11 protein-coding genes are annotated in these 15,711 nt (G+C 62.0%); 2 read left to right on the top strand and 9 right to left on the bottom strand.

Features of this window, described 5'->3' with window-relative positions; translation table 11 throughout:
* Positions 1-80: 80 nt before the first annotated feature.
* Both pnp and rpsO read right to left on the bottom strand, forming a co-directional pair.
* Positions 81-2,222 (bottom strand): polyribonucleotide nucleotidyltransferase, encoded by a 2,142-nt coding sequence (gene pnp, locus EV679_RS12850; protein WP_068369960.1) that lies wholly within the window; start codon positions 2,220-2,222, stop codon positions 81-83.
* A gap of 188 nt (positions 2,223-2,410) precedes the next feature.
* Positions 2,411-2,680, bottom strand: coding sequence for a 30S ribosomal protein S15 (gene rpsO / locus EV679_RS12845; protein WP_068369963.1), 270 nt, complete (start codon positions 2,678-2,680; stop codon positions 2,411-2,413).
* Between the two features lie 333 nt (positions 2,681-3,013).
* On the opposite strand from rpsO, the gene EV679_RS12840 reads away from it, so the two are divergent.
* Positions 3,014-3,556: a hypothetical protein gene (locus tag EV679_RS12840; RefSeq protein WP_068370119.1), complete on the top strand. Its 543-nt coding sequence runs from the start codon at positions 3,014-3,016 to the stop codon at positions 3,554-3,556.
* Positions 3,557-3,651: 95 nt separating this feature from the next.
* Here EV679_RS12840 and pssA read toward each other — a convergent pair whose 3' ends face one another.
* The 4 genes from pssA to EV679_RS12820 all read right to left on the bottom strand — a co-directional run bounded on the left by pssA (position 3,652) and on the right by EV679_RS12820 (position 8,205).
* Positions 3,652-4,419, bottom strand: coding sequence for a CDP-diacylglycerol--serine O-phosphatidyltransferase (pssA, locus tag EV679_RS12835; protein WP_068369966.1), 768 nt, complete (start codon positions 4,417-4,419; stop codon positions 3,652-3,654).
* Positions 4,420-4,896: 477 nt separating this feature from the next.
* The gene (ilvC, locus tag EV679_RS12830) at positions 4,897-5,913 is read right to left on the bottom strand and encodes a ketol-acid reductoisomerase (RefSeq protein ID WP_068369973.1); all 1,017 of its coding nucleotides are present in this window, start codon (positions 5,911-5,913) and stop codon (positions 4,897-4,899) included.
* 77 nt (positions 5,914-5,990) lie between these two features.
* Complete coding sequence (gene ilvN / locus EV679_RS12825; protein WP_068370122.1) at positions 5,991-6,482, bottom strand: acetolactate synthase small subunit; 492 nt, start codon at positions 6,480-6,482, stop codon at positions 5,991-5,993.
* A 10-nt stretch (positions 6,483-6,492) separates the two neighbouring features.
* Entirely contained in the window at positions 6,493-8,205 is a 1,713-nt protein-coding gene (locus tag EV679_RS12820; protein ID WP_068369976.1) for an acetolactate synthase 3 catalytic subunit, read from the bottom strand.
* Between the two features lie 639 nt (positions 8,206-8,844).
* Here EV679_RS12820 and EV679_RS12815 point away from each other — a divergent pair.
* The gene (locus tag EV679_RS12815) at positions 8,845-11,061 is read left to right on the top strand and encodes an FUSC family protein (protein ID WP_068369982.1); all 2,217 of its coding nucleotides are present in this window, start codon (positions 8,845-8,847) and stop codon (positions 11,059-11,061) included.
* On the opposite strand, the gene EV679_RS12810 is transcribed toward EV679_RS12815, so the two are convergent.
* The 3 genes from EV679_RS12810 to EV679_RS12800 are packed head-to-tail and all read right to left on the bottom strand — an operon-like array spanning position 11,058 to position 15,704.
* Positions 11,058-12,797, bottom strand: a complete 1,740-nt coding sequence (locus tag EV679_RS12810; RefSeq protein ID WP_068369985.1) for a hypothetical protein — start codon at positions 12,795-12,797, stop codon at positions 11,058-11,060. The genes EV679_RS12815 and EV679_RS12810 overlap by 4 nt on opposite strands.
* Positions 12,798-12,813: 16 nt before the next feature.
* Positions 12,814-14,763, bottom strand: a complete 1,950-nt coding sequence (locus tag EV679_RS12805) for a Mur ligase family protein (RefSeq protein ID WP_130487425.1) — start codon at positions 14,761-14,763, stop codon at positions 12,814-12,816.
* Positions 14,760-15,704 carry a peptidase gene (locus tag EV679_RS12800; protein WP_130487424.1) on the bottom strand — a complete coding sequence of 315 codons (945 nt, stop codon included), beginning with the start codon at positions 15,702-15,704 and terminating at the stop codon, positions 14,760-14,762. Before EV679_RS12800 ends, EV679_RS12805 begins: the two co-directional genes overlap by 4 nt.
* Positions 15,705-15,711: the final 7 nt, after the last annotated feature.

Here is a 15,711-nt window from a genome sequence, read left to right as displayed (position 1 = left end):
CTCCAGCCACTGGGGCATGCAAGTCACTGCCTCCCGTTGCCGGCACCCTCTCAGGCGCCCGGCACAGGAACACCTGGACTTTACTGGGCAGCGCCAGGAGCGGCCGGGCCGCCCTGCTGTTCGATGCCGCCGATCGCCTTCACCGACAGGCGCAGACGGCCCTTTTCGTCGGCCTCGATCACCTTAACACGCACTGCCTGACCAACCTTCAGCACATCGTTGATGTTGGCGATGCGATAGTTCGCGATCTCGGAAATGTGCAGCAGGCCGTCGCGGCCCGGCAACACCTGAACGATGGCACCGAAATCCAGCAGGCGCAGTACGCTGCCTTCATATACTTGGCCAACTTCCACGTCCGCCGTGATTTCTTCGATGCGGCGCTGGGCTTCCTTCGCGCGATCCAGGTCGGCACTGGAGATGGTGATGCTGCCATCGTCCGAGATGTCGATCTGCGTACCGGTTTCTTCGGTCAGCGCACGGATGGTGGCGCCGCCCTTGCCGATCACGTCACGGATCTTCTCAGGATTGATCTTGATCTGCAGCATGCGCGGTGCGAAGGTCGACAGCTCCTGGCGCGAACCGCCCAGAGCGTCCTTCATCTTGCCCAGGATATGCAGGCGGCCTTCGCGGGCCTGAGCCAGCGCCACTTGCATGATTTCCTTGGTGATGCCCTGGATCTTGATGTCCATCTGCAGTGCGGTCACACCGTTTTCGGTACCCGCCACCTTGAAGTCCATATCGCCCAGGTGATCTTCGTCGCCCAGGATGTCCGTCAGCACGGCGAACTTGCCGCCGTCCAGGATCAAGCCCATGGCCACGCCAGCCACGTGATCCTTCACGGGCACACCGGCATCCATCATGGCCAGCGAACCGCCGCAAACCGAAGCCATCGACGAGGAACCATTGGATTCGGTGATTTCCGACACCACACGGATGCTGTACTGGAAGTCTTCATGAGCGGGCAGCAGCGGCACCAGCGAACGCTTCGCCAGGCGGCCATGGCCGATTTCACGACGCTTGGGCACGCCCACGCGGCCCGTTTCGCCGGTCGCGAACGGAGGCATGTTGTAGTGGAACATGAAGCGGTCGCGGTACTCGCCCATCAGCGCGTCGATGATCTGCTCGTCCTGCTTGGTGCCCAGCGTGGCAACCACCAGCGCCTGCGTTTCACCACGGGTGAACAGCGCGCTGCCGTGCGCGCGGGGCAGCACGCCCAGGCGGATGCTGATCGGGCGCACCGTGCGCGTGTCACGGCCGTCGATACGCGGCTCGCCGCTCAGGATCTGCGAACGGACGATACGAGCTTCCAGGTCGAACAGAATGTTTTCGACTTCAACCGTATCGGGCGCAGCAGTCCCTGCCTGTGCAGCCTGTTCGGCCAGCTTGGCATGCACGTCAGCGTACACTTCGCGCAGTTGCGCCGTGCGCGCCTGCTTTTCGCGGATGGAGTAAGCCGCCTTCAGGCCGTTTTCGGCCACGGCAGTCACGGCCGCGATCAGCGCTTCGTTGCGCGGCGCAGCTTGCCAATCCCATTCCGGCTTGCCAGCATCTTCCACCAACTCATGGATGGCATTGATGACGGCCTGCATTTGCTCGTGGCCATAGACCACGCCGCCCAGCATCACTTCTTCGCTGAGCTGCTGTGCTTCGGACTCGACCATCAGCACGGCGTTTTCCGTACCGGCCACGACCAGATCCAGCGCAGACGTCTTGAGCTGGCTGGCAGTCGGGTTCAGCACATAGTTGCCGTCGATGTAACCAACGCGTGCGGCACCGATCGGACCGTTGAACGGAATACCAGAGATGGCCAGCGCGGCAGAAGCGCCGATCATGGCGGCGATGTCCGGGTCGATTTCAGGATTGACCGAAACCGTATGAATGATGACCTGGACGTCGTTGTAGAAACCTTCCGGGAACAGCGGGCGCAGCGGACGGTCGATCAGGCGGGAAGTCAGCGTTTCCTTTTCGGAAGGCTTGCCTTCGCGCTTGAAAAAGCCGCCGGGGATGCGGCCGGCCGCATACGTTTTCTCGATGTAATCGACAGTCAGCGGGAAAAAGTCCTGACCGGCCTTGGCCTTGCGCGCTGCGACAACAGTTGCCAGCACGACGGTATCTTCGATGGACACCAGCACGGCGCCGGAGGCCTGGCGGGCAATCTCGCCCGTCTCCAGCACCACCGTATGCTGACCGTACTGGAACGACTTGGTCACTTTATTGAACATTGTCTATGAATCCTTACTATTTAAAAAATGCCTTTGCCGCCATGCCCAGCGTCCAGCCTGCCGCCCTCAATGAACGGTGTTGCAGCCATGCGCTTGCCCGACAGTAAAAAAACCGTGGGCGATGCAGCGCACACAGCGTTGCATCGCCCACGGTCGGCATCATGGGGAACCAGCCCCGTTGACTTCGATCACTTGCGCAGACCGAGCTTTTCGATCAGGGCGCGGTAAGCGTCAGGGTTGCGGCCCTTCAGGTAGTCCAGCAGCTTGCGGCGACGGCTGACCATGCGCAGCAGGCCACGACGCGAGTGGTGATCCTTGACGTGTTCCTTGAAGTGGCCCGTCAGCTCGTTGATGCGAGCCGTCAGCAGTGCCACTTGCACTTCGGGGGAACCCGTGTCGCCTTGGGCGCGCTGGAATTGCGAAACGATTTCGGACTTCTTGATATCTGCTACAGACATGATTTATTCCTCTCGGACATGCGCCAGGACCGAGGTGCCCTGGCGTGAGCTGAAAAAACGCGCACCCGCCTGATTGTCCGGACTGATACTTTAACCATCGGTCAGACAGCCATTACGGCTGCGCCACACAATTCAATACGTTTCCGTATAGCCGCTGATAATAACCCAGATCCACCCCAACTGTCGCGCAACAATTCGCCCTAGCTGCAAAAAAGCCACCCGCGCTGCCTGAACGCAGGAAAGCCGCAAACAGTGCACAATAGCAATCAACCATTTTCCTTCCAACGCATCACTGATTCTCCCGTGTCATCCATGCCGGGACACCTGCCAGATATGCAAACCAAACGTCTTGCCACTCCTCGCCTTGCCCGTCTCAGCCTGCCGCTGGCGCTCGCCACCCTGCTGCTGGGCGCCTGTTCCACGCCCATGACCTTGCCGGCGGACACCACGCTGGACAGCGCCACCACCACGCTGGGCGCGCCCACCAGCAGTTGCCCGTTAGCCAACGGCGGCCTGCGCGCCGTCTGGTCGCAGCAACCCCAGGGCCAATATGCCTGGGCCATGGACTTCGACGCCGAGGGTCGCCTGACCAAGCGCGAACCGGTCCTCACCAATGAATCGTTCGAACGCCTGCGCACCGGCACCTGGACCCAGCAGGATGTCACCTGCGCCTTCGGCCCCCCTGCCCGCACCGGCTGGGTCGGCCTGCCTTCGCTGCGCGAACAGGTCTGGGGCTACCGCTACCGCGAGAACGGCGTCTGGAATTCCGTGATGTACGTCTTCTTCGGCATGACCGGCGAGAAAGTCACCCGCTTCTACCCTGGCCCGGACCCGCGCTTCGACGACAACGCGCCCTGGAACTACTTCGACTTCTGAGCGCCGCTGCGGCAGGCCTGCCCTGCCCTGACATTCGCATGGAATAAAAAAAAGGGGCGCCATGCCCCTTTTTGCATGCAAGCTTCAAAAGCCTGCTAGCCTTCGCGTCGTCCAGAACTCAGGCGGCGCAGTCGTTGCCAGCGCCATATCCAGATCACCCAGCCCGACAGGCCGTACAGCACGAAAAAGCCGAACAGCGCCACAGGTGGGTCACTGGAAATGAAGACAAAGCCCGCCACGAAGACCGAGATCACCCAGAAAGGCACGCTGCGCCCCACCATGACTGACTTGCCGCTGTAGAACGGCGCATCAGTCACCATGGTGATGCCGGTATAGAGCGTCAGCCCGAAGCTGATCCAGGCCAGGCTTTCCGGCGCGATCGCCAGCTTGTTGTCGACCACCAGCCAGATGAATCCCGCCACCAGGGCGGCAGCCGCAGGGCTGGGCAGCCCCTGGAAGAAACGTTTGTCCACCACGCCGATATTGGCGTTGAAGCGCGCCAGGCGCAACGCCGCACCAGAGACATAGACAAACGCCGCCAGCCAGCCCCAGCGCCCCAGGTCGTGCAACGCCCATTCATACATCACCAGCGCCGGCGCGATGCCGAAGGACGTCATGTCCGACAGCGAATCGTATTGCTCGCCAAACGAGGATTGGGTATTGGTCATGCGGGCCACGCGCCCATCCATGGCGTCGAACACCATGGCAACGAAGATGGCAATGGCAGCGGCCTCGAAGTGGCCCCCCATGGCCTGGACGATGGCATAAAACCCGGCAAACAGATTCGCCGTCGTAAAAGCATTGGGCAACAGGTAAATGCTGCGGTGTCGGTGATCGGCATCACGAAAACGCAGGTTCGGCATAATTCAGGATTTTCCGTTGGTTCAAATGGCCGGATCGGCCAGGACAGGAAGATGTTTCACATTGAGCGCCAGCGCAATGATCTGGCAGCGCATCCCGCTGAAAAAAAGTGCAGGGCAGGCAGATACACAGATGCGTGCAGCCCCCTTCCGCGCGCAAGTGTACTGCCATCGGGGACGCCCGGCGACCAGCACTGCCATGCAGGCAAGCCCTCGCAACACCCGGCATCGGACCTGCTGGCATCTGGCAGCGGACCAGGTTTCCACCGTAGCAGGGGCGGGCAACATACGCACCACGCCCGAATCCACGAATGGTCTCTCAGACGAAGATTAACCGAATACGCGCAAGCATGGCGAAACTCGCGCTGCCCCAGCACCGGAAACAACAAGGGCGCAGACCGGTTTCCCGGCCTGCGCCCTTGCCTGACTCGTTCCGCCACGCCCCTGCTCGAGACGTGGCGACCGTTAGCCTCGGGTAGATCAGTTCTTGCTTTGATCGACCAGCTTGTTCTTGGCGATCCAGGGCATCATGGCGCGCAGCTTGCCACCCACTTCCTCGATTTGCGAGTCGGCGATGATGCGACGGCGGGCCGTCAGCGAAGCAGCGCCGGCCGCGTTTTCCAGGATGAAGCGCTTGGCATAATCACCCGTCTGGATGTCCTTCAGGGCCTGGCGCATGGCTGCGCGCGAACCCTCATTGACCACCTTCGGGCCGGTCTCGTATTCGCCGAATTCAGCGTTGTTCGAGATCGAGTAGTTCATGTTGGCGATGCCGCCTTCGTAGATCAGGTCGACGATCAGCTTCAGTTCGTGCAGGCACTCGAAGTAAGCCATTTCGGGCGCATAACCGGCTTCCACCAGGGTTTCGAAGCCCATGCGGATCAGCTCGACGGTACCGCCGCACAGCACGGCCTGTTCACCGAACAGATCAGTCTCGGTCTCTTCGCGGAAGTTGGTTTCGATGATGCCGGCACGGCCACCGCCGTTGGCGCTGGCGTACGACAGGGCGATGTCACGGGCGGAACCGGAGTGATCCTGGTGCACGGCGATCAGGTGCGGAACGCCGCCACCTTGCGAGTAGGTGCCACGCACCGTGTGGCCCGGCGCCTTGGGCGCAACCATGATGACGTCGATGTCCTTGCGCGGCACGACCTGGCCATAGTGAACGTTGAAGCCATGGGCGAAAGCCAGGGCGGCGCCGGACTGGATGTTGTCAGCCACGGATTCCTTGTAGACCTGGGCGATGTTCTCGTCCGGCAGCAGCATCATGACCACGTCGGCGGCGCGCACGGCCTCAGCCACTTCCTTGACTTCCAGGCCGGCGTTGACGGCCTTGTTCCAGGACGAACCGCCCTTGCGCAGACCGACCACGACCTTGACGCCCGAGTCATTCAGGTTTTGCGCATGGGCGTGGCCCTGCGAACCATAACCGATGATCGCGACAGTCTTGCCCTTGATGAGGGACAGATCGGCGTCCTTGTCGTAGAAAACTTTCATGTATATCTCCTGAGGAATTCTTTGGATTGCAATAAATCAATTTGGAACGCGCCCAACCCCCTGGCCAGGCGCGAGGATCAGACTTTCAGTACCCGCTCGCCCCGGCCGATGCCGGAAACGCCGGTCCTGACGGTTTCAAGAATGGCACTGCGGTCCAGCGCATCAATGAACGCCTGGATTTTTTCCTGCACACCGGTCAGCTCGATGGTGTAGCTCTTGTCGGTCACGTCGATAATGCGGCCACGGAAAATGTCGGCCATGCGCTTGACCTCTTCGCGCTCCTTGCCCACCGCGCGTACCTTGATGAGCATCAGCTCACGTTCGATGTGCGGGCCTTCATTGAGATCGACGACCTTGACGACGTCGATCAAGCGGTTCAGGTGCTTGGTGATCTGTTCGATCACGGCATCGGAACCAGCCGTTACCAGCGTCAGGCGCGACAGGGTAGGATCTTCGGTCGGCGCCACCGTCAAGGTCTCGATGTTGTAGCCACGGGCGGAAAACAGGCCCACCACGCGCGACAAGGCGCCCGGCTCGTTCTCCATCAGGACGGAAATCACGTGTTTCATATCAGCCACCTTACAGATCCTCGGAACCCAGCAGCATTTCAGTCAGCCCCTTGCCGGCCTTGACCATCGGCCAGACGTTGGCGCCGCGGTCGGTGATGAAGTCCAGGAAGACCAGACGATCCTTCGCCGCAAATGCTTCACGCAATGCGGGACGGACATCTGCAGGCTTGTCGATACGCATGCCGATGTGGCCGTAGGCTTCTACCAGCTTGACGAAGTCCGGCAGCGAATCCATATAGGATTCGGAATAGCGCGAACCATAATCCAGCTGCTGCCACTGGCGCACCATGCCCAGGAAACGATTGTTCAGGCAGATGATCTTGGGGGTGTAGTGATACTGCTTGCAGGTGGCCAGCTCCTGGATATTCATCTGGATGGAGCCTTCTCCAGTGATCACCGCCACCTCGGCGCCGGGATGCGCTGCCTGCACGCCCATGGCATATGGCAGGCCCACGCCCATCGTGCCCAGGCCACCGGAATTGATCCAGCGGCGCGGCTCGTTGAAGTGGTAGTACTGCGCTGCCCACATCTGGTGCTGGCCGACGTCCGACGTCACGAAAGCGTTGCCGCCCGTTTCTTCCCACAGCTGCTCGACCACATACTGCGGCCGGATCAACTCATCGGACAGCTCATACTTCATGCATTGACGGCCGCGCCAGCCTTCCACCTGCTGCCACCACTTGTCCAGCGACGGACGGCGAGCCGAAGGCGCCAGCTCCTTGAACTGGGCGATCATTTCCTGCAGCACGTCCTTGACGTTGCCCACGATGGGCACATCGACCTTCACACGCTTGGAAATCGACGAAGGGTCGATGTCGATGTGAACGATTTTGCGGGCGTTCTGCGAAAAATGCTTGGGATTGCCGATAACGCGGTCATCAAAACGCGCGCCGATCGCGATCAGCACATCACTGTGCTGCATCGCCATATTGGCTTCATACGTGCCGTGCATGCCCGGCATGCCCACGAACAACCCCTCGTTGGCCGGGAATGCGCCCAACCCCATCAGGGTGCTAGTCAGCGGCGCACCTATCAGGCTCGCGAACTCGCGCAACTCGGCGCTGGCGTCGGACAACACCACGCCGCCGCCGGTATAGAGCATCGGGCGCTCTGCGGCCAGCAGCATCTGCACGGCTTTCTTGATCTGGCCCTGGTGCCCCTTGACCACCGGGGCGTAGGAACGCATCTTGACTTCACCCTTCAGCGGCGCATAGCGCGCGCGGGCAACCGTCACGTCCTTGGGAATATCCACCAGCACGGGGCCAGGCCGGCCAGTACGGGCGATATGAAAGGCCTTGCGCATGATCTCGGCCAGGTCCTTGACGTCGCGCACCAGGAAGTTGTGCTTGACACAGGGGCGGGTAATACCGACCGAGTCGCACTCCTGGAAAGCATCTTCGCCAATGGCCGTCGTCGGCACCTGGCCGCTGATGATCACCATCGGGATCGAGTCCATGTAGGCGGTGGCAATACCGGTAACGGCATTGGTCAGCCCGGGACCGCTGGTCACCAGACAGACACCGACCTTGTCGGACGAACGGGAATAGGCATCCGCAGCGTGAACCGCCGCCTGTTCATGCCTGACCAGGATATGCTGGAAAGCATCCTGTTTGAAAATTGCATCGTAGATATAGAGCACCGCCCCGCCGGGATAACCGAAAACGTGTTCCACGCCTTCGTCGGCAAGACAGCGCACAAGGATATCTGCGCCATTGAGTTCCATGAATATTCCTTTCTGTACCGGCTAAAACGTCCTCGATCGCTGCCCGCCCGGGTAACGGCGGCTAGCCGGATGCACCCCCAGAAACTGACAGAACACTGTGGCGCTTTGCGATTCACGGAACCGCTCCACCCACCTGCCCTGCCCCCTGGCAGCACAATCATCGACAACGTTTCGCACGCACCCCGGATGGGATGCTCTGGATCGAAACGGATGCCGCAACGCCTGCGCTTGTGACGCGGCCCGCGACGGTATAACGGCGCATTGGCCCGGGCGGATGACCCGGAGACTCTGACTGCCTTCGTCCCGCCCCTGATAGCGGAACAGGACAAGTTTTGGAATTTACCCGTTTGCACAGGAACTGTCTACACGCCAATGAAACAGTGTTTCTTACACATCACTGATACGATTTTCCTCAAGGAAAAACAGGGACTTCCAAGGGCTTTCGCACCTGCTGCCGACAGCCTGTGCACAGGCATCATCCGCCACTGGCTGCCTGCCCTTATACTTTCGCTTGCAAGGCGCCAGCCCTGAGGAACAGGCGCCTGTGACACCATCCCAAGCAGCCCCGGGAACGGCAGATAGCCGCCGGCAAACCCCGCCAGAAACAGACTTGCCTCCGGCACCAGCATCACCTCCGCCATGGACATCCGCCTAGAATCGCTGAACAGGTTTCTTTACAGCCACTATTTCCTGCTTGGCCTGCGCCGCAGCATAGGCATGCTGACGCCTATGCTGATTCTGGGCCTGTTGCTGGGGGATTTCTCGGCAGGCATTGCCGCCACATTCGGCGCACTGGGCACCGCCATCATCGACCAGCCTGGACCGCACCGCCACCGCCGCAACGAAATGCTGACCTGCTGCGCGCTCAGCACGCTGGTGGTCGCCATTACCGGGCTGTCCAGCACCTTCCCCGCCCTGCTTTGGCTTGCAGTCGTGGCGCAGTGCTTCGTATTTTCGATGTTCTCCGTCTATGGCAAGAAAGGCAACCTGATCAGCATGGGCTGCCTGCTGCTCATGAGCGTCACCATGCACGCGCCGCTCACTCCCGCCCAGATTCCCGCCGCCATGCTCTATACCGCCGGCGGCGGCCTGTTCTATACAGCGTTCAGCCTGGGCATCAGCTATCTGCTGGCGCTGCGCGAAACCCGCCAATCCCTTTCCGTCGCGCTTTTTGCCACGGCCGACTACATCGCCGCGCGATCTGCGTTCTATGACGTCAACCGCGACCTCGAACAGTGCTACAGCACGCTGATCCGCCGCCAATCAGCCATGATCGAACAGCACCAGGACGCCCGCGACATCGTCCTGCGCTCGCTGCCGGGTGAAGACCGCCGCACCTCCGAGCGCTCCATGCTGTGGAACATCTTCAGCGACATGATCGCCATCCTGGACACCATGCTGGCCACGCACACGGACTACATCCTGCTGCGGCGGAATTTGCGGGACGCCGACATCATGCTGTTCGCTCGCGACTGCCTGGAAAAACTCGCCCGCGACCTGGAACGCATTGCGCTGGCGGTGTCACAGGGGCGCCCCGCCATGGAGCGCACCAGCGTGAAAGCCGAGCTGCGCGCCATCGACTATGAAATGGAGCAATTGCGCCAACAAGGCCTGCCCCAGCGGGATGCCGAACTATATGGCGTACTGCTGCAGGTCCAGCGCCGCCTGCGAGGCGCCGCACGCCTGGTGGAACGGCTGTATGCGCACACACGCTCGGCACGCAGCGCCAAGCCCGAAGGCTCGCTGCGCATCAACAAATCTCTGAGCCACTTCCTCTCGCGCCAGGATTTTCGCCTCAGCATGCTGACCTCCAACCTCAGGCTGGATTCTCCACATTGCCGCTATGCCATTCGGGTGGCCTGCGCTGCAGCAATGGCCATGACACTGAGCTATTCGGTCGAAGTCCTGCGCCCCTATGGCTACTGGATCGTGCTGACCATCGTCGCCATCATGAAGCCCGGCTTCGCCCTCACCCGCCAGCGCAATTCGCTGCGCCTGATCGGCACGCTCTTGGGCTGCATCATCGCGCTGGCGCTGTTCAACGTCCTGGATTCTCACGTCTCGCTGATCGCCGCCATGTTCGTGGCCAGCGTCCTGGGCAACAGCCTGATCCAGCTCAACTACATGGCCAGCTCGCTGTTCATCACGATCTACGTGCTGATCGTGTTCCACCTGGTATCGCCCAGTTCGCTGTTCATGGTAAGCGAACGGGCGCTGGACACCTTTCTGGGCTGCATCATCGCGCTGATCTGCAGCTATATCCTACCCTGGTGGGAACAGCGCTATATGGCGCCGATGGCGCGCGCCAGCCTGAAGGCCAACCGCGAATATCTGCGCACCGGCCTGGCCTACGTGGATGCCAGCCGCACCGCGGCGGCAGACCCCAGCGACGAGCACGACACGGAACTGGAACAGGCCAGGCTGGACTGGATGCTGGCACGGAAAAACCTGCATACAGCCCTGGCAAACATGGCTGAAGCCTTCTACCGCATGACACGCGAACCCCGTTCGCGGCAGGTATTGGTGCCTGAGGTCAACAACCTGGTGATCCAGAACCACATCCTGGCCTCGCAGATGGCATCCATCATCGGCGCCTTGGCGGAATTGCCCGCGACGCCGCCGGCCATCCAGCAAGCGCTGGACCAGTTCTTCGGCCTGCTCGACCCCAACCGACCGGCCGCCGACATCACGCTGGCGCCGTCGGCGGCGGACACCGACGCCGATACCGCCAACCTGACCTTCCCCATGCGCCAGCTGCTCAAGGCTGGCCTGCTGGCGCGGCGCGAACTGGCGGCACTGGAATCCCAAGCCGAGGAAGACATGCCCCCGACACCATCCACCCGCAGCCCGGGCTAGATAACTGGCACGGCTGTGCTTGTGGATGGCGCCTCGGCATCCAGCCAATGCAGACACAGCAGCGCCGTTTTCAGGGCCTCGGCATAGCGGCCCCCGGCGCTCTGGGCCGACAGGCAATGGGCGCCGGCGGCCAGCATCACGTCACTGGCAGAGATACCCAACAATTCCGGCCGGCGTCTTCCCGCTTCGGCCAAGGCCTGGCTCACCCATGGCATGGGTGTCCGAAGCGACCAGCCTGACCCCACCGCTGCCCACTGCCAGCGTGACCAGTTCACCACCAGCAGGCTGCCGTCAGGCCGCCTTGCCATGCGCCGCTGCGGCAACTCTGGCAACACGACCTGTCCGGGCAGCGCACGCAACCGCTGTGACACCTCCTGCTGCCGTTCCTGCAAGATTTCGATCTGGCGGCGCTGCACCGGCTGGCTGGCGTTGATCAGCAGATTTTCCCAGTGCAGCTGTCGTGCCCAGCGATCAGCCAGCCCCAGATGCGTTGCCTGGTAGCTGCGTATCAGGTCATCTGGAATGGAGCAAGCCAGCAATTGCATACGCAGTTCGAAGAGCTCCCGTCCACGACAATGGCTGGCCAGCCATGCGCAGTCCTTTGCCCAATCGAAAACGGCTACCGCCTGTTCCTTCCCGACATGCTGGTACTGCATGGCGGGCATGGGCCAGCCGGGCTCCGCATGGGCCAACAACGAGAACTCATGTTCAGCCACCGCAATGCGGGCGGCATCAAACAGCCGCACCAGCCAGGCCTGCCCATGACTGGCCTGGGGCAAGACCTCCAGATAGGCAGCATGGCCCCGCTCCGTCATACGGCAGCAGATGAGCGGTTCGCCGTCCGGCGACGACTCGCCGCCTGCGGCATGCAACACTTCGGCCAACCATCCGGAAGAAGCATCCAGCCCCAACAACTTCTGCTGCAGCCCCGACACTTCACGGGCGCCTACCGTCACCGGTACGACTTCCGGCAGGAAAAACTGCACGACCTGCTGCCGCATGCGCCATAGCCAGCAATACCGCAACACGGACTGCATGGCCTGCAACAGGGCCTGGCGTGCGGCGATGACACAAACAATCACCCAGATCAGACGCAACCCGGCATCCGCCGGGTAGGTGAGCACTGTCCAGCCCAGCATGAACATCAGGCCCAGATATCCGCCAATGCGCACCAGTTCCGCTAGCGCCTGGCGACGCGCCACGGGCAGCCTGAAACAGAACCAATAGGCGGCCAGACACCAGCCTGCCAGGTACAGATGCATGCCCAGCGCCAGCACGGGCAATACCAGGCACTGCCCCAGCGTGACCGCCAGCCAGAGCACCAGTGCCGCAAGGCTGCGCGCCAGCGCCGTGAAATACTTGCCCGCCTGCTCGCGATAGGCGCCTTCCAGGCCGGTCTTGCGGTAACGCTGCAACACGGCATCCACGCCGCAACGGCAGGCGCCGCGCATGCCCCAGTCGCACAGCAAATGCAAGGTAAAGGCCAGTGCCACCGCCAGGCCCAGCACCGTCACGGCACGATCCGGCCCCAGCCACTGCCAGCGTGCGCCGGCCCGACCATCGACCACCGCCAGGATCTGCCAGGGCAGTACCAGGCTGATCAAAAGAAATACCAGCGACAGCAATGACAGCAAGGCCACCGCCGCCATCCAGACTCCGGCATGCCTGAACAAGGCTCCATAAACAGCCGCCAGCCCGCCAGCGGCAGCCCCAAGCGCCTGCCGCTTGGCCTTCATGGCTGCAAGCCTCACCTCAGGCCTTGAGAAATTGCTGCAGGCCTGCGTTCAGGCCAGTACCATTGGATCCCTTGAACATAAGGACATCTCCCGGGCGCAGCAGTTGCCGCAGATATTCGAACAACAGCCCAACGGAAGAAAATCCGATAACCGGCAAATCTTCGGGGCAACGGTCGCGCAAGTGACCCATTTGCTTGCCTGCCAGCAAAAGCAAATCCAGCTTCGCGGCCACGACGGCGTCAAGCAGGCCTGCATGCAAGGCATCCGAATCCTGCCCCAGTTCGAGCATGTCGGACAGCACCGCCACACGTCGTCCAGCGCCATGCAGCGGAAAATCCGCCAGCGCAGCCAGGGCCACCTTCATGGAGGCGGGATTTGCGTTATAGGCATGGTTGATCAACCGGCATGTGCCGCCTGGCACCGCCAAGACATGTTCATCCCCCCGGCCAACCGGCGCCTGGGTTATGTGCGCACAACGGCCCAGCAGGAAAGGCCAGTTCAGACCAGCTGCATCCATGGCCGCAAACACCGCCAGCATATTGAGCGCAATATGTTCCCCCGTACTGGCCTGGCGCGCCTGAAAGCGCCTGCCCTTGCATGAAAACTCGAAGCACAGGCGCTGGCTATCGTAAGCCAGCAAACGGAAATCCGCATCGACCGCCTTGCCGAACGTGACGACACGGCGCCCGTAGCCCTGGGCAATATCGCGCGCCATCTCGAAGTGGGGAATCTCCCGATTGATGACAGCGACGGCCCCCGGCGCAGCGCCGGCAAACACCCCTGCCTTGCAACGCACCAGGTCTGCCAGCGTGGCGTGCCGCTCCATATGCGCGGGCGCAATGGAAACCAGGATGGCGACATCCGCAGACAGGGTTTCGGCGCTGCGGGGCAGAGAATGCTGTGCCGTTTCAAAGACGGCGAAGTGCTGCTCCGCCAGTTTCAAGGCAGCCGGATAGATGCCATCCATGACATTGTTATAGATACTGGCCAGGCAGGTTCCCTGCGAGGCCAGCGCACGAGCGAGGAAAGTCGTCGTCGTGGTCTTGCCCGCACTGCCTGTGACAGTGAACACCTTGCCGCTAAACCTCGCCCGCACCTGCCGCAGGCCTGCCTCTACCGCCTGCGTCACGGATGCGACACGCAATACCGGGTTGGGCAACTTCCCGTCGTTCAGCGTCCTGTCCGTCAACACTGCTACAGCCGGATCCAAACCCCGCTTGAGCACACCGGCCCACCTGGCGCCCGGTGAATAGGCCTCCCTGGTGGACTTGATGACAAGTAGACGTTCCGGCGATGCAGCCGCCAGGTTGCAGGCCAAGCCGGAAAAGAGCCTGCCCATCACGCTCTGGCCTGGCTGCCACTCGCCGCCCAGGCGTTGAGCCACGGCGGCCGCTCCCTCCGGAACCTGTTGTGCCCCTGGCTCCACATCCTGCACCGGCCTGCCGGTATGGATCAGGTGCCACGGGCTATCCTTGCGCTCCCAGCTCCAGCCAAAACGGGCCGCATGGCGCACCAGCCATTGCCACTCACTCGACCCTTGCCGCACGCCCGCCACACTGACAGCCAGCCCCAGGCCATAGGGCGACGTTCCGGGAATGGCTGCAGGCCTCATGCCCGGCCTCTGCACCCAGAATTGCCCGGCCCAAAACAATGCGCCGGTATTCCCGGGTTCTGCAACGTCGTAGCGTTCGTGAAAAATCCGCATTTGTGTGCGCAACGAACGATAGGCGGAACGCCGATTCATCAAGCGGATCACCACGCCATCGCGAACCGCTGCCTCGGTCAGTTGCAGCCAGGACTGTGCCACGTCGCGATACAGCCGGCATGCTGGCGCCACTTCCTGCAAACACTCGTCCGGCAAGCGTCCGTTATCTGACACGGACAGGCCTTCCGGCACGAACAGCGGCTGGCACTCCGGCACGGCCTTCCAGGCCTGCGCCGCACTCACTTCCCTGCTCAAACTCATAATGCATCCTCGACGGCACCACAGATTTCGGGGTCAAACAAGGCATTGGCCTGCATGCGCGACGGCCAGCGGTAAGGCGCCAGCCCATGTTGTCCGGCAAGCACCTCGCTGCGCTGCCTCAGCTGCTCCAGCACGGGCTTCACAATGTTGCCCCGCTGAAAACGCTCTACCCCGAAGACGGCCGAGCCATCGTGATAGCGCAAGGCCCGCAATTCGGCCGGAATGGGAACGTCGTCACTGCCATCGTCGGCGCCCAGGCCCCACCAGAACCTCACCGCCGAATAGGATTCCTGCCAAACATCCTCGCAACGTGGCTGTCCGGTTGCCCCAGCCACATGACGCTGCAGCCTGGCCGGGCCCGCAAAAGCCGTTTCTGCCAGCCTGGCCATACCTTCCAGGTACCACGCCCGCTTGAACATGGCATAGCCGTACTGGTAAAGATGGAAAAGCTCATGCGCTGGCGTCAGGTTATGGCTGGGCGACAGCGAACGATTCACGTACATGCGCAATCCACAAGGGCCTGCAGCGGCACGCCGTGCTGGCCGCTCCTGTACGACCTCGTGAAATGCCAGGCCATTGCCTCGCTGCATGGCCAGCACATAGACGTTGATCACTTCGGCGCGCGCGTAGCGCGGCTGCGCCAGGGGCGGCGTCAGCGCCAGCACCTCGGAATAGAAACGATTGGCCGCCTCCAGTTGAGTCAGCAAGTCGTCCACCCTATCCGGCACGCCATTGCCATCCGTATCCTCCTGGCGAGCCAGGGCGTGTTCCCCTTGCGTGGCATACCAGACCTTGAAATCCCCACGCGTAACGCTATGCGGCAATTGCGCCTGGGCCTTGAACAGCAATGGCCGGCAGCCGCCATCCTCCGCCCGCGCCGGATGCGCCAGAGCGGCCAGTAGCAGGCCACCCTGCAACGCCCGCCACATTAAGTTCAACATTCGCCGC

The sequence above is a fragment of the Kerstersia gyiorum genome, assembly GCF_004216755.1.
Lineage (GTDB): Bacteria > Pseudomonadota > Gammaproteobacteria > Burkholderiales > Burkholderiaceae_B > Kerstersia > Kerstersia gyiorum.
Note: the sequence above shows the minus strand (reverse complement) of the source record. Positions and strands in the feature narration are given on the sequence as shown.